This is a genomic window from Microbacterium sp. CCNWLW41, assembly GCF_037083505.1.
Genome location: NZ_JBAOJP010000008.1, coordinates 74851 through 94025, shown reverse-complemented (window position 1 = coordinate 94025; position 19175 = coordinate 74851). Strand labels below are relative to the sequence as shown.

Here is a 19175-nt window from a genome sequence, read left to right as displayed (position 1 = left end):
CCTCTCGCCTGGCAGTACTCCGTCCTTGCCCCCGGCCCCGGCACGGCGTAGCATCGATCCACCGTTATTGAGCAACTGCTCGAAAACAATCACCCACCGTGAGGTCGACCATGTCCCACCACAGCCCCGTTGCCACGACGCTCGCCGTCAGCCATCCGCTCGATCCCCTGACCGGCGCGGAGATCGCCGCCGCCCGGGCGATCCTGGACCGGGAGGGCCTGCTCGGCGACACCGTTCGCGTGCCGATGCTGCTCCCGGACGAGCCCACGAAGGCGGAGCGCGCCGCGTGGGCGCCCGGGTCCCCCATCGACCGCCGCGTGGACGTCGTCCTCCTCGACACAGCCACCGGGGTCGCCACGGATGCGATCGTCTCCCTGACCCGCGGCGAGGTCGTGCGCGCGGAGCGGATCCCGAACGACGCGCCCCCGTACGGTCAGCCGCAGTACCTCTTCGAGGAGTACGAGCGCGCCGAGGCCATCGCCAAGGCCTCGCCGGAGTGGCGGGCGGCGATGGAGCGGCGCGGGCTCGCCGAGCACGCCGAGCGCGCGTTCTGCTCCCCGCTCGCGCCGGGCTACACCGGCCGCGCCGACGAGGTCGGACGCCGCGTGATCCGGTCCCTGACCTTCCTGCGGTACGACGACCTCGACTCTCCGTGGGCGCACCCCGTCGAAGGCCTGATCGTGCACATCGACCTCACGACGAACAGCGTGATCCGTGTCGAGGACCACGGTGACGTCCCCGTCCCGGCCGGCCACGGCAACTACTACCCCGAGGTGCAGGGTCCCGCGCGCACGACCCTCAAGCCCATCGAGATCACCCAGCCGGACGGGCCGAGCTTCGCGGTGACCGGGTCGCTCGTGGAATGGGAGGACTGGTCGATGCGCGTGGGGTTCAACGCCCGCGAGGGCCTCGTGCTCCATGACGTCACGTTCGCCGGGCGCTCCGTGCTCAGCCGCGCGAGCGTCCCGGAGATGGTGGTCCCCTACGGCGACACCGCGCCCGGCCGGTTCTGGATCAGCTACTTCGACGCCGGGGAGTACCTGCTCGGCAAGAACGCCAACCACCTGGCGCTCGGCTGCGACTGCCTGGGCGTCATCCGCTATCTCGACGGGTACGTCGCCGACGACCACGGCAACCCCGTGCGGATCCCGAACGTCGTGTGCATGCACGAGGAGGACGACGGGATCCTCTGGAAGCACACGGACCTCCAGGGCCGCTCGGACGTCCGCCGCGCCCGTCGCTTCGTGGTGTCGTACTTCTCCACGATCGGCAACTACGACTACGGCTTCTACTGGTCCTTCGGCCTGGACGGCTCGATCCAACTGGAGGCGAAGGCGACGGGGATCGTGTTCGCCGGCGCGGGGGAACCCGGCGTCCGCCAGCGGCACGCGACCGAGCTCGCTCCGGGCGTCTTCGCGCCCGTGCACCAGCACCTGTTCTGCGCGCGCCTGGACGTGGCCGTCGACGGCGAGGACAACCGGCTGATCGAGATCGACGCGGAGCGCATCCCGATGGGCCCTGACAACCCGTTCGGAAACGCCTTCGGATGGACCGAGACCGTCCTCGCGACCGAGCACGCGGCGCAGCGCGATGCGGACTCGTCCGTCGCGCGGGTCTGGGAGGTGCAGAGCGCGTCGCGCACGAACGCGGTCGGGCGGCCCACGGCGTATCAGCTCATCCCGCAGCCGACGGCCCTGCTGTTGGCCGATCCCGCCTCCTCCGTGTCCGCGCGCGCCACGTTCGCGACGCACCACGTCTGGGGGACGGCGTACGAGGACGGCGAGATCTGGCCGGCCGGACGCTTCCCGAACGCCCACCAGGGCGGGGCGGGGCTCCCGGCGTACACCGCGGGCGACCGGTCGCTGGACGGGGAGGACATCGTGCTGTGGCACACGTTCGGCCTGACGCATTTCCCCCGCCCGGAAGACTGGCCGGTCATGCCGGTGGACACGGCCGGGTTCCAGTTCCGCCCGTACGGGTTCCTGGACGAGAACCCCGCGATGGACGTCCCCGAGTCCTCCCAGGCGCACGCCGAGGCGGGTTCCCCCTCGAGCTGCGGCGGCGCCGAGTGCCACTGCGCGCCGTGACGCCGGGCGAGCGCCGCGCCCGCCGTGCCGAGCGATACCGCTCGGCGTGACGCCGAGTGGTCAGTTTCTGTGGGTTGAGCGCCGCCGAACCCACAGAAACTGACCACTCGAAAGGCGTGGGCGGGGTCAGCGGAGGGCGGCGATCGCCTCGCGGAGGATCCCGCCCGCCGACTCCAGGGCGCGCACCGCCGCGGCGGGCTCCACACCCGTGGCGAGCAGCAGCAGCGCGAGCTTGACGGAACCGTCGGCCGAGCGGAGCGCCTCGACGGCCTCGTCCGCGGACGCCCCGGACAGCTGCATGATCGTCCGCACGGAACGGGCGTGGAGCTTCTCGTTCGTCGCCTGCAGATCCACCATCACGCCGCGATAGGTCTTGCCGAGCTTGATCATCGACAGCGTCGAGAGCATGTTCACGACGAGCTTCTGCGCGGTGCCCGCCTTCAGGCGGGTCGATCCGGTGACGAACTCCGGGCCGGTGGCGACGTCGATCGCGATGTCCGCCTCGGCGCCGCTCGCGGAGGGCGCGTTCCCCGCGAGCGCCACGGTCAGGGCGCCGACCCCGCGCGCGTAGGCCAGACCGCCGAGCACGTAGGGCGTGCGCCCTGACGCGGAGATCCCGACCACCGTGTCGTCGGCCGTGAGCCCCATCCCCGCCAGCTGCGCTCGCGCGGCCTGCGCGTCGTCCTCGGCGTTCTCCACCGCCGAGCGGATCGCCTCCTCGCCCCCGGCGATGAGGCCGACGACCTGCGACGGGTCCGTCCCGAAGGTGGGCGGACACTCGGACGCGTCGAGCACGCCGATCCGCCCGGCCGTCCCGGCGCCGAGGTAGACGAGCCGCCCGCCGCGGCGGAACCGCTCCGCGATCCCGTCGACCGCGGCGGCGATGGGGGCGGCCTGCGCCGAGACCGCCTCGGGGACCGTGCGATCCTCCGCGTTCATGAGCCGCACGAGCTCCTCGGTCGGAAGGAGGTCCAGATCGCCCCGGTCGAGGGAGGCGGACTCGGTGGCGAGGCCGGCGAGTTCGTCGATGAGGCCCTGGAGGCGGCGGGCGTCGCCCAGCGCGGAGTCATCCAGCACGGTGCACGTACCTTTCATGGAGGTCAGCGGCGCGCGCGGCGATGAGCGCGGCGCCGTCGAGGGCGTCGCCCGCGGAATCGCGGACGACGTGGTCTCGCGCGGCGAGCGCCGCGACGAGGGAGGATCGGTATCCGGCGTGGTCGGTCAGGCCGCCGTGCAGCGCGACGGCGCGCGCACCGTCCGCCGCGGCCACCGCTGTCTCCACGAGGAGCCGCACGCCCTCGTCGCGGATCGCGAGGGCCGCCGGGTCGCCCGCGTCGGCGAGGTCCAGGACCAGAGGGGCCGCCGTGGCGAGCCGGCGGGCGACGGGAGTCGGGCCAGCGAGCCAGGCGATCGGCGTCAGCTCCCGTCCGTCGGAGCTCTCGGCGATGTGCGCGTGCAGGGCCGGCGTCAGCGCGGTGCGGGGACCGAGTCCGTCTCGCTCCCTCAGCACCGCGCGCACCGCCTCGCGGCCGAGCCAGGACCCGCTGCCCAGGTCCCCGAGCTCCGGCCCCCAGCCGTCGATCAGCCGCGCGCCCCTCTCGTCCAGGCCGAGGGCGACCGCCCCGGTCCCCGCGATGAGCAGGACGCCGGGGCTCCCGGCGAGAGCACCGGCGTGGGCCGTCACGACGTCGGACGCCGTCGCGACCTCCGCGCCGGTCCGGGCGTGCACCGCCTCGGAGAGCGCCTGCGCCCCCTCCGGAGACGCCCAGGCGCCGGCCGCCCCGATGCCGATGCGCAGGCCGCCGTCGTCGACCGCGCCGCGCGCCGCGGACACCCTCAGCTCCGAGAGCAGCGGGAGGATGGCGGTGAGGGCGGCGTCGACGCCTCCGGCCGCGGCGAGACCGGGCGAGCCCGGTCCGTTCGCGGTCTCGTCGCTGCCGATGCGTCGCGCACGGCACCGGCTCTTGCCGAGGTCGATCGCGATGGTCGCCGACGAAGTCATGAAAACAGCTTACAAAATGGGGTCATCAGATGGAAGAATGTTCCATGTGAGCATTCGCACCATGATCGCATCCTCGGCGGGCTCCCTGCCGCCCTCTCTCGCGCGCATCGCCGAGACCCTGCATGCGAAACCCACCATGGCCGTGGATCTGACGATCAGCGAACTGGCCACCGCGTGCGGCACCTCGGTCGCGTCGATCGTGCGGTTCTGCCGCTCCCTCGGGCTCAGCGGGTACGCGGAACTGCGGCGCGCCCTGGCGGCGGAGCTGGGCCGCGAGTCGGCGCGTGTCGACTCCGACGCGGGTTTCGGCTCGGACATCCTCCCCTCCGACTCGCTGCGCGACGCCGTCGTCAAGCTCGCGATCCTGGAGCGCCTGGCGATCGAGGAGACGATCGAGCGCCTCGACGACGACGCCCTCGCCCGCGTCATCGACGCCCTGGACGCCGCGGAGCGCATCCTCCTCTACGGCATCGGCGCCAGCTGGTACGTCGCCGCCGACCTCGGCCACAAGCTCCTGCGCATCGGGCGCACGGCGATCGTCCTGTCGGATCCGCACGAGGCCCTCTCCGCGGCCGCCGTGCCCGCCCCGAACACCGTCGCGGTCGCGTTCTCGAACTCCGGCTCCACCGGGGAGACGCTCCGCTTCGTCCAGGCCGCGGCGAGGGCGGGCGCCACCACGATCGGCGTGACGTCCTCGGCGACGGCGAGACTCGCCGCGGAGACGGATCACACGCTCCTCACCCACGCCCGCGAGTCCGCCTACCGCGCCGGCGCCATGGTCAGCCGCATCGCGCAGCTGGCGATCGTCGACGCCGTGTTCATCGGCACCGCGCAGCGCCGGCCGGACGAGACCGTCGACGCCCTGCAGAGGTCCCACGACGCCACACGGGCGGCGGGCAGAGACGACGCCTCCGGCCGCCGCGCGCCGCGTCCCGCACGCCCTCGACCCGCCCCCGCCGACTGACGCCCGGTCAGGCCCGGGTCACGAAGGCTCCGGAGGCGGCGAGCTCGTCGGCCGTCGACACGATCGCGGCGCGCAGCGCCGCCGCCGCACGGCTCGGCCGCACGTCCGCACGGTGGGCGAGAAGGACCGTCCGTGTCATCCCCGGCGGGGTCAGCGGCATCGCCCGCAGCCCCGAGCGTCCCAGCCGAACCATGTCCGGCACCACGGCCACACCCATCCCCCGCTCCACGAAGCGCAGCACGGTGTCCATCTCCGGCCCCTCGACGATGATCGACGGCTCGCACCCCGCCGCGGCGAAGGCGGCGTCCGTGGTGGCGCGCAGGTCATAGCTGCGCGGGAACGCGATCAGCGGGAGCCGGGCGACCTGGGCGAGCGCGATCGACGATCCGCCGGTGAGCACCGGCTCCGCCGCGGAGGACACGACCACGAGCTCCTCGGTGAGCAGCACCTCGGTGTGCAGGGACAGGCGTTCGAGGCTCGCCTGCGCGGCCGCACCGGGACCCGACGAGGTGACGAGCGCGAGATCCAGCGCCCCCTCCGCGAGCGCCGCGGTCAGCCCGCGGGAGCCGCGCTCGGTGATCTCCAGCTCGATGCCGGGATAGCTCGCATGGAACGCGCTCACCACCTCCGTGACGAGGCTGGCACACAGCGAGGGCGGCGCCCCCAGCCGCACCCTCCCCCGCCGGAGCCCGGCGATCTCCGCCATCTCCCGGCGGACCGCGTCGGCATCGGCGAGGATGCGCCGCGCGTACGGCAGCAGGGTCTCCCCCGCGGCCGTCAGCGTGATGTGCCCGCGGGCGCGGTGGAACAGGTCGGAGCCCAGCTCGCGCTCCAGGGTGGAGATCTGCCGGCTCAGCGACGGCTGCGCGAGGTGCAGGCGATCGGCCGCGCGGGTGAACGTGCCGACCTCGGCGATCTCGACGAAACCGCGAAGCTGTTCGAGGTTCATATCCATACCTTAGCCGCATGGTCAGGAACAGGATTATGCATTGGAGTTATCCGAAAGGCGCTCCTAGCGTGGATCGCATGAATGCATCGCACAGCCACGAGCGCCTGGTCTCCACGACCGTGCTCGTGATCGGAACAGGCGGCTCGGGGCTCCGCGCCGCCATCGAGGTCGCCGAGCAGGGGGTCGACGTGGTGGCCGTGGGCAAACGCCCGCGGCACGACGCGCACACCTCCCTCGCCGCGGGCGGCATCAACGCCGCGCTGGGCACGATGGACGCCGAGGACAGCTGGCAGCAGCACGCGGCCGACACGCTGAAGGAGAGCTACTTCCTCGCCGACCCGCGCACCGTCGAGATCGTCACCCGCGGCGCGGAGGAGGGGATCCGCGACCTGGAGCGGTACGGGATGAACTTCGCCCGGGAGCAGGACGGGCGCATCTCCCAGCGCTTCTTCGGGGCGCACACCTTCCGGCGCACCGCGTTCGCCGGCGACTACACGGGCCTCGAGATCCAGCGCGCGCTGGTGAGCCGCGCCGAGCAGCTCGACGTCCCGATCCTCGACACGGTCTACATCACGCGCCTGCTCGTGGACGACGGCACCGTCTTCGGCGCCTACGGCTTCGACCTGGTCGACGGCACCCGCTACCTCATCCACGCGGACGCCGTGATCCTCGCCGCCGGCGGGCACAACCGGATCTGGCGCCGGACGTCCTCGCGCCGGGACGAGAACACCGGCGATTCCTTCCGCCTCGCCGTCGAGGCCGGCGGGCGGCTGCGCGATCCGGAGCTCGTGCAGTTCCATCCGTCCGGGATCCTCGAGCCGGAGAACGCCGCAGGCACGCTCGTCTCGGAGGCGGCGCGCGGCGAGGGCGGGATCCTCCGCAACGGACTCGGCGAGCGCTTCATGGCGAACTACGACCCGGATCGGATGGAGCTGTCCACGCGGGACCGGGTGGCGCTGGCCGCCTACACGGAGATCAAGGAGGGACGCGGCACGCCGAACGGCGGCGTCTGGCTCGACGTCTCGCATCTGCCGCGGGAGACGATCATGACGCGCCTGCCGCGCGTCTACCAGACGATGCTGGAGCTGCAGATGCTCGACATCACGCGCGACCCGATCGAGATCGCGCCCACGGCGCACTACTCGATGGGCGGCGTCTGGGTCCGCCCCGAGGACCACCGCACCGATGTCGACGGGCTCTATGCGATCGGCGAGGCCTCCAGCGGACTGCACGGGGCGAACCGTCTGGGCGGGAACTCGCTCATCGAGCTGCTCGTCTTCGGGCGGATCGTGGGACGCGCGGCCGTCGCGCACGCCTACGGGCTCGCCGCGCAGCGCCGCTCCTCCGCCGCGGTGGCACAGGCGCGCGCCGAGATCGACGACCTGCTCGCCTCGGACGGGACCGAGAACGTGCGCTCGCTGCAGCGTGCGATCCGCGACACGATGACCGAGCACGCCGGCGTGGTCCGGGACGAGGAGGGCCTGCGCACCGGCCTCGCCGAGCTCGACGCGATCGAGGAGCGGATGGCCCGCGTGGGGATCCACCCCGACATCGCCGGGTTCCAGGACCTCGCCCACGCGTTCGACCTGCGCTCGTCGGCCCTGGCGGCCCGGGCGACCATGGAAGCGGCGCTCGAACGGCGCGAGACCCGCGGCTGCCACAACCGGAGCGACTACCCGGACATGGACCCCGCACTCCAGGTCAACCTCGTCTGGTCGCCCGGAACCGGCGTCACCCGCGAGGAGATCCCCCCGATCCCCGAGGAGATCGGCCGGCTCATCCGCGAGGTGGACCAGGCGGGGAAGCTCGTCGAGTAGCCGACGCACGACTCCCGCCCCTGCCGGCCTGCTCCCTCCCGCCGGCGGGGGCGGGCACCTGTCCGCGCACGGTGCTGGCCGTGCGGAGGAACACGATGATCCAGCTGAAGATCAGCACCGCGGCGATCAGCTCGACGGCGGTCAGGTTGTAGTAGCCGGTCGCGAAGAACACGCCGAGCAGCGCGATCACGAGGACGTAGATCCAGCCGAGCCCGACGAACACCCGCGGCATCCCGCGCAGGAACCACGGCAGCCCCACCACGACGACGGCGAAGACCACGGCCATCCCCGTGGCCACCGTGTTGTGCAGCAGGAAGAACCGGTCGACCGGGAACACGCCGACGAGTGCCAGCAGGATCCCCATCAGGATGAGGCCGCCGCGGACGAGGAACCGGCCGCGACGGTCCACCGCTTCCTGCGCGGGGAGCCCGGCCGTCGCGTATCGCGCGATCGTGGTGACGAGCACGCCCGCGATGATCAGGGTCAGGTTGAACGCCGGTGCGGACTCGTTGCTCGACATGCCGAGCGCGGAGAGGTTGTCGCGCCACCAGTGCGGATCGGTCGCGTCGAGCATCGCCGTGAAGGCACCCACGACGAGGAAGATCGCCAGTACGAGCGAGAGCGTCATGGGATCCATCGCCGCAGCGCCGAGGAAGCCGACGTAGGCCGTCAGCGCGAACGCGACCGCCACCAGGATCGCCCCCGGGAAGGCGAACACGGGCGCATCCGTGAAGCTCATCGACAGCAGCTCGGCGATCCCGAGCCAGCCGAGCAGGGCGATGGCCGCGAACGCGCCCGCGATCGCGGTGAGGTCGTACCAGCGCAGATGGTCCCCGGAGACCACGAAGCCGTCGCGCGGCTCGTCGGCGGATCTCTCGACCGGTCGCACCGAGATCCGGCCAAGGACGAAGGCCGCCGCGACGACGACCGCCCCTCCGGCCGCGGCGTACCACCCGATCGACCAGGGCCCGGTGATCGCCAGCTCGTGCCCCCAGAACAGCAGGTACGACACGACGAAGCCGACGACGAACGCGGCCCCGCCCGTGAGCAGCGCCAGCGTCTCCCTCGCGACGGACGAGCGTGCCGGTCCGCGCAGCTGCGCGAGCGCGCCGCGTGCGCGCTCGATCAGACCCGTGATGCCCTCGTCCATGACTCCCCGGCCCGCCGACGGCCGCCTCCGAGGAACCACTCTAGGGGCGCGCGGACGGCCCCTCAGGCACCGCCGGGCAGCACGATCGGCGAGCCGTACACGGGGTCGGGCATCACCCGGGCACGCAATCCGAACAGCGCGTGGATGAGCTCCGCGGTCACCACCTTCTCCGGGCGCCCCTCGGCCACGATCCGCCCGTCCTTCATGGCGATGAGGTGCGTCGCGAAGCGGGCGGCCTGATTGATGTCGTGCAGCACCGCGACGATCGTGCGTGAACCGTCGCGCATGCCCGAGATCAACTCCAGCACGTCGTTCTGGTGGCCGATGTCGAGGAAAGTGGTCGGCTCGTCGAGGAGGAGCACCTCGGTCTCCTGGGCGAGCGCCATGGCGATCCAGACGCGCTGACGCTGGCCGCCGGAGAGCTCGTCGACACGGCGGCCGGCGAGATCGGACACCCCGGTGGCCGCGAGCGCCGCATCGACGACGCGCTCATCCTCGACGGACCAGCTGCGCAAGACGCTCTGGTGCGGATAGCGTCCCCGGCTCACCAGATCCTGGACCGTGATCCCGTCGGGGGCCAGCGGCGTCTGCGGAAGCAGTCCCAGCCGCCGCGCGAGACGCTTGGTCGGCACGGCGCGGATGTCCGCCCCGTCCAGCAGGACGGACCCCCGGGACGGGCGCAGCAACCGCGCCAGCGCACGCAGGAGCGTGGACTTGCCGCACGCGTTGGGACCGATGATGACGGTGAGCTCGCCGGCCGGGATCTCCACGTCGACGCCGTCGATGATCGCCTCCGCACGGTAGCCGATCCGCAGGTCGTGCCCGGACAGTGCCGGCGGGACCGAGACGGTGGTGTTCGCGGTGGTCATCTCCGCTTCCCTTCGACGACGAGCAGCCAGAGGAGGTACGCCCCTCCGACGCAGACGGTGACGGCGCCCACCGGCAATTGGACGCCGGGGAGGGCGTGCTGCGCCAGGAGATCCGCGGACAGGAGGACGAGCGACCCCACCAGAGCGGCCGAAACGACGTCCACGGACGTCCCGCGGCCCCGCAGGCGGCGCCCGATCTGCGGGGCGGCCAGCGCGACGAAGGCGATCGGACCGGCCGAGGCGGTGACGACGGCCGTCGTGGCGACACCGAGGACGACGAGCATCGCCTTGGTCCGTTCGACCCCGATCCCGAGGGCGGCTGCGGTGTCGTCGCCGAGCTCCAAACGTCGCATTCGCTGCTGCGCGAGCGGCAGCACGACGGCGACGAGAGCGAGCGCGATCGCGCCGAGGCCGATCGCCCCTGCGTCCGCGAGCTTCAGGGAGCCGGCTCCCCAGACCGCGGCACGGAGGGCCTCGTCCACGTCGGCCTTCACCACGAACCACTGGTTGATCCCGCCCAGGAAGGCACTCATCGCGATGCCGACGAGGATCAGCCGGATCCCGGACACCCCTCGGCGGAAGGCGAAGAGGTACACGAGCACTGCGGCGACGAGGCCCCCGACGAGCGCTCCGGCGACCGTCGCGGCGTATCCGCCGAGGCCCAGCATCAGGACGAAGACGACCCCGGTGTACGAGCCGGCATTGAACCCGATGATGTCGGGGCTCCCCAGGGGGTTGCGCGTGAGCGACTGGAAGATCGCCCCGCTGATGCCGAGCAGCGCGCCGAACACGATCGCGGCGAGAGCCCGGGGGCCGCGCCACTCCAGGACGACCTTCCGTGCGGCGTCGTCCCCTCCGCCGAAGACGGCCTGGACGACCTCGGGAACGGTGAGCGGGAACGATCCGAGAGTCAGTCCCCACAGCGCCAGCGCGATCACGAGCACGAGGAGCCCTGTGGTGACGACGACCGCGCGCGGGTCGATGCGCACGCTCAGGGGGCCCGCGCGCAGGACCGGGTTCCTGTGCCGCGTCATCGCGACGCTCACAGGTGTGCCATCCGCGGGTTCCGCGCCAGAAGCGCGAGGATCGGCGCCCCGACGAGCGCCGTGACGACGCCGACCTGCAGTTCGCTGGCGATCATGACCCGCCCGAGGACATCCGAGCCCAACAGCAGGATCGGCGCGACCACGGCTGAGAACACGATGATCCGGCGCTGGTCGGGCCCGGTGAAGGGGCGCACGAGATGCGGGACCATCAGGCCGATGAAACCGATGGGGCCGACCGCGGCCGTCGCCGCACCGCACAGGAGGGTGATCGACACGGCCACGCCGCCGCGGACCAGCCCCACTCGTGCCCCGAACGAGCGCGCCACGTCGTCGCCGAGCGCGAGGGCGTTGAGGGCTCGTCCACTGATCAGCGCGAGGGCGAGACCGAACGCGATCCACGGCGCCACGGCCTCGATCGTCCCGCCCGGTCGGTCCGCCAGGGTCCCCGCACCCCAGAAACGCATGCAGTCGAAGGTCTCCACGTCCAGCAGCGCGAGGGTCTGGGTGACCCCGAGGAACACCGCGCTCGCAGCGACGCCGACGAGCGTCATCCGCAACGGCGAGGGCGGCCGTTCTCCCAGCGTCGCCAGCACGTACACGAGCGACGCGGCCGCGAACGCCCCGACGAAGGCCAGCGGCAGGTACTGCTCGATCCGGGTGACGCCGAGGAAGGCGACACCCAGGGCCACGGCGAGCCCTGCCCCAGCGTTGACGCCGAGGATCCCCGGGTCGGCGAGGGGGTTGCGGGTCAGTGCCTGCATGAGCGCACCGGAGACGCCCAGCGCCACCCCGACCACGACACCCAGCACGGTGCGGGGAACCCGCAGTCCCAGGAGCGTCGCCTGCGTGATCGGGTCCTGAGGATCCGTCGCCGCGCGCCACAGATCCGCGAGCGGGATCGATGCCGAACCGATGGCGAGGCTCGCGACGCAGAGGGCCGCGAGGATCACGAGACCCGTCAGGAAGACGACGACAGGAGCGCCCCGTCGCGGCGTGGTGCGCGAGGGTGCGTGCGGCACGGCGGCGACGGGCATGGAGGCGTTCGGATCCGATCGGAGAGATTGCTAAGGTAAGGCTAACATTACCGTTCGGGCCTTCCGGGTGCGGACGAGCATGCGGGCCCCGCCCGCTTCCCCACCCTCACAGAACGGAAGAGACCCATGCGCTCCTCACGCCTTCTCGCCGGCGCCGCCCTCGTCGCGGCCGTCGCCCTCGGCGGCACCGCCTGCGCCCCCACCGCCACGACCCCCGCTGCCTCGCAGGCCACGACGCGCACCGTGACGACGGACTACGGCGACGTGGAGGTCCCCGCCCGGGCCGAGAGGATCGTCGTGCTCAACTACGCGCTCGCCGGATACCTCTACGACCTGGACCAGCCCGTGGCCGCGACGATCCCCGAGGACGCCGACGCCGGCGAGGGCGCCTTCTCCGCGATGTGGGGCGACGGGCCGAAGGAGGACGGCACCGTCTTCCTGCCCTGGAGCGTGGACGGCTTCGACCTCGAGTCGATCCTCGCACTCCAGCCGGACCTGATCATCGGCGGAGGCATCGGCTTCCCCCTGTTCCAGGCTGAGAAGGTCTACGACGATCTGTCCGACATCGCCCCGACCGTGCTCGTGGGCAAGGAGCTCGACACCTGGCAGGAGCAGTTCTCCTTCCTCGCCGAGCACGTCTTCGGGCAGAAGGACGCGTACGACGAGTTCCTCGCGGCGTACGAGAGGCGCGTGGACGAGGTCAAGGGCGCGATCACACCCCCTCCGGGACCCGTGGCCTACGTGGCGATGCTCGGTGACGGCCGGGCCTTCCCGCTCGTCGAGTCGGTGGGCCTGCCGAAGGAGCTGGCGGCCGTCGGGATCGAGCCGGCGCCGATCTTCGCCGACGGCGACTTCGAGGTGTACGGCGGCGGGGGCGACATGTTCGAGCTCTCGACGGAGCAGGTGGGGCAGACGCTGACACAGCCGACCCTGATCTTCATGGGGTTCAACGCGGACACCACGGACATCGAGTCGCTGGCGAAGAACCCGGTGTATGCGGCGCTTCCCGCCTTCCAGTCCGGGCAGGCGCACCTGCTGCCCTACTGGACACTCCGCGGCGACTACGACGAGGCGATGGCGACCCTGGACGAGATCGAGGAGTTGTTCGGCTGACATGGCGCTGCGCGAGTTCGTCACCCATCCGCTCGTCCTGCGTCGGTTGGAGGTGATCGGCGTCCGCGACGTCACGCCGCGGATGCGCCGCGTCACGTTCGGGGGACCGGAGGTGCGGGCGTTCGAGCGGGACGGGCTCTCGCACGGCCCCTTCCACTCCCCCGGATTCGATGACCACGTGAAGATCATCCTCGCCGAGGACGGCGACACAGAGCGGGTCCTGCCGACTCAGCTCGCCGCCGGGATCGAGTGGATCCCCGCTCCCGAGCGCAGGGCCCGCGACTACACGCCTCGTCGGGTCACGGAGGACGAGATCGACCTCGATTTCGTCCTGCATGGGGCCGGCCCCGCCGTGGCCTGGGCGCGGGCCGCACGGCCCGGCGACCCGCTCTGGATCGTCGGACCGAAGTCCTCGATCGTGCTCCCCGAGGCGCTCGACTGGATCGCCCTGATCGGCGACGAGACCGCCCTTCCCGCGATCGGCCGTTTCCTCGACGAGCGGCCCGTCGAGGCGCCCGCCCACGTCGTCGTCACGATCGGCGCGGCGTCGGCCCGACAGGACCTCGACCTGCGCCCCGGGGACACGATCCGCTGGGTGCTCGCCGATCCGACGGACCGCGACGTGCTCGAGGCCGCGGTCCGCGAGTCCCTGCCCGCCAAGGGGGACGGCTTCGTGTGGGCCGGGGCGGAGAGCCGCACGCTGTTGCCGATCCGGCGCCTGCTCACCCGCGAGCGCGGACTGGCGAAGAACCGGATGAACCTCACCGGATACTGGCACGCCGAGCCGGAAGACGACGCCCCCGCACCACCGGAGATCCCGTCGCCGCTGGCATGGTTCGTCGTCCGCGCCGCCCTGCGCAGCGGAATCCTCGACGAGCTCGCCGACCGACCGGGACCCACCGTCGAGGAGCTCGCCGGACGACGGGGCCTGGCGCCGGCCGCCGTGTCGGCACTGCTGCCCACGCTCGTGCACCACGGTCTCGTGGCTGTGAGCGAGGAGCACGTGCGCCTGGACGCGGCCGGGGAGTCGCTGCTCGCCGACGAGCACGAGCGGGAGGAGTACGACGGGCACGAGGCGGATCTGCTGCTGGCACTCGCCGAGCTGGCGCCCGCCCTGCGCGGCGAAGACTCCCCGTGGCAGCGGTCGTCCGGCCGCACGCTGGCGGAGCAGGCGGCGGCGGACGCCGGCACGCGAGCGGAACTGGCTCACGGCGCCGAGGTCCTCCGCTTCGTCGGCGGTGCTCTGCTCCGAGACCCGCTATGGCAGCAGGCGCGGCGCGTCCTCCTCGCGGGCCCGGGCGCCGACGAGTGGGCCGACCTCGCACGAGAGAGTGGGACAGACGCCGACTTCCTGCGTGCGGAGGATGGCGACGACGTCGGGAATTCCGGGCTCCTGCCGGACGACAGCCGGCCGGTCGACCTCGTCTTGGGCGTACTGGCGCTCGGGCACCGCACCGACGCCGAAGCACGCGTGCTCCTGGAACGCCTTGACGGGCGAGCAGACACCGTCGTGCTCGTGGAGTCGGCGAGGGCGGACTCGCTGAGCCCGGTCGCGCACGAGGCTCCGGTCCTCGCTCTCGCCGCCAACGGATCGGGGCTCAGGGACGCCGCGGCGCTCGCGGCTCTGGCCGCCGATCTCGGCTGGTCGACGGCACGGACGATCCCGCTCGGCTGGGGCGTGGACGCCGTCGTCCTGCGGATGCGCTGACCAGGTCCGCGGCGACGGCGACGAGCAGGATCCTCGGTGGTAGCATGCCGGAACGGATCGTATACAACGTCGTCGTTCCCACCCTCCCGAGGTGATCAATCGTGACCGGTGCCCCTGCAGTCCCCGTCGACTCGGTGTCGACGCTCGTCGCGCGTAGCGTGGGCGAGTTCCGCTCGGCGGTGTCCGACTCGTTCGTCCCGCTCCAGGTGAGCGCCACCCGTCCCGACACGTTCCGCAGCGTCCTGCGCGGAGCGGCGGTCGACGAGGTCCATGTGACGGACCTGCGCGCGACCTCGCACGTCGTGGAGCGCACGCCCGAGCTCATCGCGCGCGGAGACCGCTCCTATTTCAAGCTCAGCCTCATGCTCGCCGGCACCGGGCTGCTGATCCAGGACGACCGGGAGGCGGTGCTCTCCCCCGGAGACCTCGCGGTCTACGACACCGACCGTCCGTACTCGCTCGTGTTCGACGAGGACTTCCGGACGATGGTGGTGATGTTCCCGAAGCATCTCCTGAGCCTTCCCCCGGACGTGGTCGGGGAGCTCACCGCCGTCCGGATCTCCGGCCAGGAGGGTCTCGGCGGGATGGTGGTGCCGTACCTGCGCCAGCTCGCGACGAATCTCGACCAGCTCGCGGGGGCCACGGGCGCGCGCCTCGCCTACAGCGCACTGGACCTCGTCTCCACCGTGTTCACGCGCGAGCTGGGGCTGGACGACGCGGCCGCCGATCCGCACCGGGCGCTCATGCAGCGGATCCGCGGACACATCGACCGCAACCTCGCCTCGACCGACCTCGGCCCCTCCTCCATCGCCGCCGCGCACTTCATCTCGACGCGGCACCTGCACGGCCTCTTCCAGGAGCAGGGCACGACCGTGTCGACCTGGATCCGCACCCGGCGCCTGGAGCAGTGCCGCCGCGATCTGCTGGATCCGATGCTGTCGGACCGGCCCGTCTCCGCGATCGCCGCCCGCTGGGGCTTCGTGGATGCGGCGCACTTCAGCCGCGCGTTCAAGACCGCGTACGGCATCTCCCCGAGCGAGTACCGTTCCGCCCGCTGACCCCGCATCTCCCCCTCGCCTCCGTCCCTCGCCCCTCTCGCCCCTCCCTCCGTGGTCGAGTGGTCAGAAACTGTGGGTTGGGGACCGCTCAACCCACAATTTCTGACCACTCGGCTCTGTGCCGGGAGGGGATGACGCGACGGGGATGACGCGAGGGGGATCGGGCGGGGAACGGGCTACGGGCGGGACGCGAGCGCGGCGCGAACGTCACGCAGCACGTCGTCGGGACGCCGGAGATCCTCCACGGTGACGCGGACGACGATCCACCCCGCCGCCTCCAGCGCACGGACGCGAGCGACGTCCGTCCGCCACTGGCGCTGATCCGTCCGGTGGTAATCGCCCTCGTACTCGATCGCGATCCGCCGCTCCGGGTACGCCAGGTCCGGATGCACGAGGTGGCCCGCCACCCGCACGGCGGTGCCGTCGCGCGCTCGTGCGGCGACCCCGACGACCGGTTCGGGCAACCCCGCCGCGATCAGCAGCAGGCGCAGCTCGGTCTCCCTCGGGGAGTCCGTCCCAGCCCGCACGCGTCCCACGGCGTCCCGCAGCTTCGCCGTCCCCTTCGCCGGGCTCCGCCGCGCGACCGCCGCACGTAGGTCGCCGATCGTGCACAGCGCAGGATGACGCCGACCGCCGCGGCGTCGCGGGGACACCAGCGCGTCGCCGAGCGCGACGAGCTCGCCGTCGTCCAGGGCGAGCGCGAGCTGGCACCAGACATCCGCCGGGGCCGCGAGAGGCAGGTCGCCCCACTCCACGCGTCGGAGGTTCCGTTCGCGATGGCCCACGACGCCGGGGACGCGCGGCCGGGTCGGCTCCGCGCAGGTGACGTGCAGAGGCGCCCCTTCCTCCTCGAGCCTCCGCGGCAGCGGCAGTCCGTAGACGCGCGCGGCCGTCGCATGGCTGAAGACCGCGTTCGGATGCAGCACCGGGCGGTAGGCGCGGCATCGATCCGCCACCGTGTCGAGACAGAGGTCGCGCCCGCGCACGCCGCGGAACGGACGATCGAGATCGGAGCGGCGGAGCTGACCGGCGCTGAGGCCGAGCGCCTCCGCATCGGAGACCGCGAAGGCGACCCCTTCCGCGACGCCCGGAGGCAGGGAGGGACGGTGCATGCGCCCCATCATGTCGCCGTCGCGCGGCACGCCGCTCGCGTTCTCCACAGCCCCTCTTGTCGAGTGGTCAGTTTTTGTGGGCTCCGGTGCCCGCAACCCACAGAAACTGACCACTCGGCGCTTCGGCGGGGGCGGGGCGGACTTGTCGGTGGGGGCACGCCGATTGACTCTCGGCGCGGGATCGACCCGTCGATCTTGAGGGGGCAGGAGAGCCGCGCACAGCATGGGGCATCGCCCCGCACCGACGCGGGGCCCGGGTCGAAGGAGTCACCCTCGTGAACGCCCCCGCAGCGCCGACCACACGTCAGGTCGTGTTCCCCGCGAAGGATCGGATCGTCGTCGACGACGCCCCGCTTCCCGCGCCCGGCGCCGACGACGTGCTCGTCCGGATCCGCCGCGTCGGCATCTGCGCGACCGACCTGCACCTGCTGGCCGGACACATCGGGGATCCCTTCCCGCTCGTCCCCGGGCACGAGTTTGTCGGGGAGGTCGCCGCGCTCGGCGACGAGGCGGCCCGTGCCCGGGGGCTTCGTCCCGGAGACCGCATCGCCGTCGAGATGCTCCTTCCCTGCCGATCCTGCGCACGCTGCCGGGAGGGGCGGTACAACCTGTGCGAGCAGGACGATCCGGGCGCGGGGCTCGCGCGCGGCCGTCAGCTCGGGGTGAACATCCCGCGCAGCCACGGCCACGGCCTGTGGGGAGGATACGCCGAGCACGTCCTGGTGCCCGCGGAGGCGATCGTCCACCGGCTTCCGGACGACCTCCCCTGGGAGCGCGCGGTCCTCGTCGAGCCGCTCGCCGTCGCGCACCGGGCCCTGGCCCGCGGACGGGTGGCGTCCGGCGACCGCGTCGTCGTCATCGGCCCCGGCCCGGTCGGCCTCCTCGCCGCCGCGGCGGCGCGCTCCGCGGGAGCCGCGCGCGTCGTGGTCGTCGGAACACGCGCCTCCCGCCTGGATCCCGCACGGCGGTTCGGCGCCGACGCCGTCGTGAACACCCGCGCGTCGTCGGATCTCGCCGCCGACGTGCGGGCGGCGCTGGGCGGCGATCTCGCCGACGTCGTCATCGAGATCGCCGGGGTGACGGCGGCTCAGCGCGACGCGCTACGACTGGTCCGCCGCGGCGGACGCGTGGTGCTGGCCGGAGCCTGCGGCGCCGGCGCCGAGCTGACGCTGCTCGCCGACGAGGAGCTGCTCACCCGGGAGGTCGACGTCCTGCCCAGCTTCCTGTCCGCCGGCGGATTCGAACCCGCCATCGCCCAGCTCGCCCGCGGGGAGTTCCCCTATGAGCAGCTCGTGACCCACACGGTGGGCCTCGCCGAGGTCGAGGACGCGTTCGCGCTCATCGCCTCCCGCGACGACACCGTGATCAAGATCGCCATCGATCCCGCCCGCTGACGCCGGCCTCTGCGCCGCCCGCGTCCCGACCGAAGGACATCATGACCGACACCCGCACCGCCCCGGACACCACGACCGCGCCCGACCCGGACGAGTGGCGCACCTACGACGAGTTCGCCGCCGGCATCGACACCTACCGTCTTCCGAACGCGGATCTCGACGGAACCGCGCTCGTGCTCACCCTGGACGACGGCCAGACGCTGTCGCTGCGATTCGGCCCCGCCACGGCCCAGGGCGGCGAGGGGACCGTCGCGTGGGAGGGCTTCGGCAGCGCAGGCACCGACCCCTACGACGCCGTCGCCGTCCGCGAGGACGTCGTCTTCGTGAACCTGCCGCTCACCAGCCGCGCACGGGAGGCGATCACGGTCGTCTACTCCACGAGCACGCACCGGGCGACCGTCGTCCGCTCGCGCATCGCGGCGGAGCCCGTGGAAGGCACCCCGCAGGTCGGTCAGGAGTTCTGGTCCGCCGTCACCGACGCCGGCGAGCCGACCGGCGAGATCCCCGGCCCGAGCCGCGACCTCATCGGCAAGCGCAACATCTACCGCTACAGCCCGCACCACCTGTACGAGCACGTGTACGTGTCCAGCCAGCGCTACGCCTGGCAGTGCCTCGAAGGGGTGCAGCGAGGACACGGGGACATGGATCTGTCCACCGTCTGGAAGGCCGGCGAGGGGCTCTACCTCTTCTGCTTCCGCGAGTTCCGGATCGCGGTCGCGAGCGTCTGGCTGCACGACCTCGGCTACCAGCTCATGACGACCGGGATCTTCCTCGGCCTCACCGGCGACGGCGATGCGGAGCACTCCCGCGCCGGCGGCCACATCTACCCGCTCGGCTCGGTCTCGTACCCCGACGCCCAGCCCGTCTGACTC

The 19175-nt window shown here is 72.4% G+C and carries 16 protein-coding genes; 8 read left to right on the top strand and 8 right to left on the bottom strand.

What is annotated here, in order from left to right; translation table 11 throughout:
- Positions 1-110 precede the first annotated feature (110 nt).
- On the top strand, positions 111-2087 hold the full coding sequence (locus V6R91_RS25070; protein WP_442928181.1) for a primary-amine oxidase: 1977 nt from the start codon (positions 111-113) through the stop codon (positions 2085-2087).
- Between the two features lie 126 nt (positions 2088-2213).
- On the opposite strand, the gene murQ is transcribed toward V6R91_RS25070, so the two are convergent.
- Positions 2214-3164 (bottom strand): N-acetylmuramic acid 6-phosphate etherase, encoded by a 951-nt coding sequence (gene murQ / locus V6R91_RS25065; protein WP_336397509.1) that lies wholly within the window; start codon positions 3162-3164, stop codon positions 2214-2216.
- Entirely contained in the window at positions 3154-4089 is a 936-nt protein-coding gene (locus V6R91_RS25060) for an N-acetylglucosamine kinase (protein WP_336397508.1), read from the bottom strand. Before V6R91_RS25060 ends, murQ begins: the two co-directional genes overlap by 11 nt.
- Positions 4090-4150: 61 nt before the next feature.
- Here V6R91_RS25060 and V6R91_RS25055 point away from each other — a divergent pair, with 61 nt between their 5' ends.
- Positions 4151-5053 (top strand): MurR/RpiR family transcriptional regulator, encoded by a 903-nt coding sequence (locus tag V6R91_RS25055; RefSeq protein ID WP_336397507.1) that lies wholly within the window; start codon positions 4151-4153, stop codon positions 5051-5053.
- A gap of 7 nt (positions 5054-5060) precedes the next feature.
- Here the strand turns inward: V6R91_RS25055 and V6R91_RS25050 are convergent, their stop codons facing one another.
- Entirely contained in the window at positions 5061-6002 is a 942-nt protein-coding gene (locus tag V6R91_RS25050; RefSeq protein ID WP_336397506.1) for a LysR family transcriptional regulator, read from the bottom strand.
- Positions 6003-6079: 77 nt separating this feature from the next.
- On the opposite strand from V6R91_RS25050, the gene V6R91_RS25045 reads away from it, so the two are divergent.
- Positions 6080-7819 carry an FAD-binding protein gene (locus V6R91_RS25045; protein WP_271062138.1) on the top strand — a complete coding sequence of 580 codons (1740 nt, stop codon included), beginning with the start codon at positions 6080-6082 and terminating at the stop codon, positions 7817-7819.
- Here the strand turns inward: V6R91_RS25045 and V6R91_RS25040 are convergent.
- The 4 genes from V6R91_RS25040 to V6R91_RS25025 all read right to left on the bottom strand — a co-directional run bounded on the left by V6R91_RS25040 (position 7779) and on the right by V6R91_RS25025 (position 11918).
- Complete coding sequence (locus V6R91_RS25040) at positions 7779-8969, bottom strand: DUF998 domain-containing protein (protein ID WP_271062137.1); 1191 nt, start codon at positions 8967-8969, stop codon at positions 7779-7781. The two genes, V6R91_RS25045 and V6R91_RS25040, sit on opposite strands and share 41 nt — an antisense overlap.
- Before the next feature lie 62 nt (positions 8970-9031).
- Entirely contained in the window at positions 9032-9838 is an 807-nt protein-coding gene (locus tag V6R91_RS25035; RefSeq protein WP_271062136.1) for an ABC transporter ATP-binding protein, read from the bottom strand.
- A complete protein-coding gene (locus tag V6R91_RS25030) occupies positions 9835-10872 on the bottom strand; it encodes a FecCD family ABC transporter permease (protein WP_336397505.1) in 1038 nt (345 codons plus the stop codon). The genes V6R91_RS25035 and V6R91_RS25030 overlap by 4 nt, the downstream gene beginning before the upstream one ends.
- A gap of 8 nt (positions 10873-10880) precedes the next feature.
- Positions 10881-11918: a FecCD family ABC transporter permease gene (locus V6R91_RS25025; protein ID WP_336397504.1), complete on the bottom strand. Its 1038-nt coding sequence runs from the start codon at positions 11916-11918 to the stop codon at positions 10881-10883.
- Positions 11919-12044: 126 nt separating this feature from the next.
- Between V6R91_RS25025 and V6R91_RS25020 the strand changes: the two genes are divergently transcribed.
- The 3 genes from V6R91_RS25020 (at position 12045) to V6R91_RS25010 (ending at position 15797) form a co-directional block, all read left to right on the top strand.
- A complete protein-coding gene (locus tag V6R91_RS25020) occupies positions 12045-13031 on the top strand; it encodes an ABC transporter substrate-binding protein (RefSeq protein WP_336397503.1) in 987 nt (328 codons plus the stop codon).
- A gap of 1 nt (position 13032) precedes the next feature.
- Positions 13033-14739, top strand: a complete 1707-nt coding sequence (locus tag V6R91_RS25015; protein WP_336397502.1) for an SIP domain-containing protein — start codon at positions 13033-13035, stop codon at positions 14737-14739.
- A gap of 101 nt (positions 14740-14840) precedes the next feature.
- Complete coding sequence (locus V6R91_RS25010) at positions 14841-15797, top strand: helix-turn-helix domain-containing protein (protein WP_219085038.1); 957 nt, start codon at positions 14841-14843, stop codon at positions 15795-15797.
- Between the two features lie 176 nt (positions 15798-15973).
- Here the strand turns inward: V6R91_RS25010 and V6R91_RS25005 are convergent, their stop codons facing one another.
- Positions 15974-16909 carry a DUF559 domain-containing protein gene (locus tag V6R91_RS25005; protein WP_336397501.1) on the bottom strand — a complete coding sequence of 312 codons (936 nt, stop codon included), beginning with the start codon at positions 16907-16909 and terminating at the stop codon, positions 15974-15976.
- A 275-nt stretch (positions 16910-17184) separates the two neighbouring features.
- On the opposite strand from V6R91_RS25005, the gene V6R91_RS25000 reads away from it, so the two are divergent.
- Positions 17185-18303 (top strand): zinc-dependent alcohol dehydrogenase, encoded by a 1119-nt coding sequence (locus V6R91_RS25000; protein ID WP_336397500.1) that lies wholly within the window; start codon positions 17185-17187, stop codon positions 18301-18303.
- Positions 18304-18344: 41 nt separating this feature from the next.
- Positions 18345-19172 (top strand): MoaF C-terminal domain-containing protein, encoded by an 828-nt coding sequence (locus V6R91_RS24995; RefSeq protein ID WP_336397499.1) that lies wholly within the window; start codon positions 18345-18347, stop codon positions 19170-19172.
- Positions 19173-19175: the final 3 nt, after the last annotated feature.

What these genes read in the sequence shown, in the direction of transcription:
- V6R91_RS25070 (WP_442928181.1), top strand. Translation starts at nt 111, where the DNA reads ATGTCCCACCACAGCCCCGTTGCCACGACGCTCGCCGTCAGCCATCCG.
- V6R91_RS25060 (WP_336397508.1), bottom strand. Translation starts at nt 4,089, where the DNA reads ATGACTTCGTCGGCGACCATCGCGATCGACCTCGGCAAGAGCCGGTGC.
- V6R91_RS25055 (WP_336397507.1), top strand. Translation starts at nt 4,151, where the DNA reads ATGATCGCATCCTCGGCGGGCTCCCTGCCGCCCTCTCTCGCGCGCATC.
- V6R91_RS25050 (WP_336397506.1), bottom strand. Translation starts at nt 6,002, where the DNA reads ATGAACCTCGAACAGCTTCGCGGTTTCGTCGAGATCGCCGAGGTCGGC.
- V6R91_RS25045 (WP_271062138.1), top strand. Translation starts at nt 6,080, where the DNA reads ATGAATGCATCGCACAGCCACGAGCGCCTGGTCTCCACGACCGTGCTC.
- V6R91_RS25040 (WP_271062137.1), bottom strand. Translation starts at nt 8,969, where the DNA reads ATGGACGAGGGCATCACGGGTCTGATCGAGCGCGCACGCGGCGCGCTC.
- V6R91_RS25035 (WP_271062136.1), bottom strand. Translation starts at nt 9,838, where the DNA reads ATGACCACCGCGAACACCACCGTCTCGGTCCCGCCGGCACTGTCCGGG.
- V6R91_RS25030 (WP_336397505.1), bottom strand. Translation starts at nt 10,872, where the DNA reads ATGACGCGGCACAGGAACCCGGTCCTGCGCGCGGGCCCCCTGAGCGTG.
- V6R91_RS25025 (WP_336397504.1), bottom strand. Translation starts at nt 11,918, where the DNA reads ATGCCCGTCGCCGCCGTGCCGCACGCACCCTCGCGCACCACGCCGCGA.
- V6R91_RS25020 (WP_336397503.1), top strand. Translation starts at nt 12,045, where the DNA reads ATGCGCTCCTCACGCCTTCTCGCCGGCGCCGCCCTCGTCGCGGCCGTC.
- V6R91_RS25015 (WP_336397502.1), top strand. Translation starts at nt 13,033, where the DNA reads ATGGCGCTGCGCGAGTTCGTCACCCATCCGCTCGTCCTGCGTCGGTTG.
- V6R91_RS25005 (WP_336397501.1), bottom strand. Translation starts at nt 16,909, where the DNA reads ATGCACCGTCCCTCCCTGCCTCCGGGCGTCGCGGAAGGGGTCGCCTTC.
- V6R91_RS24995 (WP_336397499.1), top strand. Translation starts at nt 18,345, where the DNA reads ATGACCGACACCCGCACCGCCCCGGACACCACGACCGCGCCCGACCCG.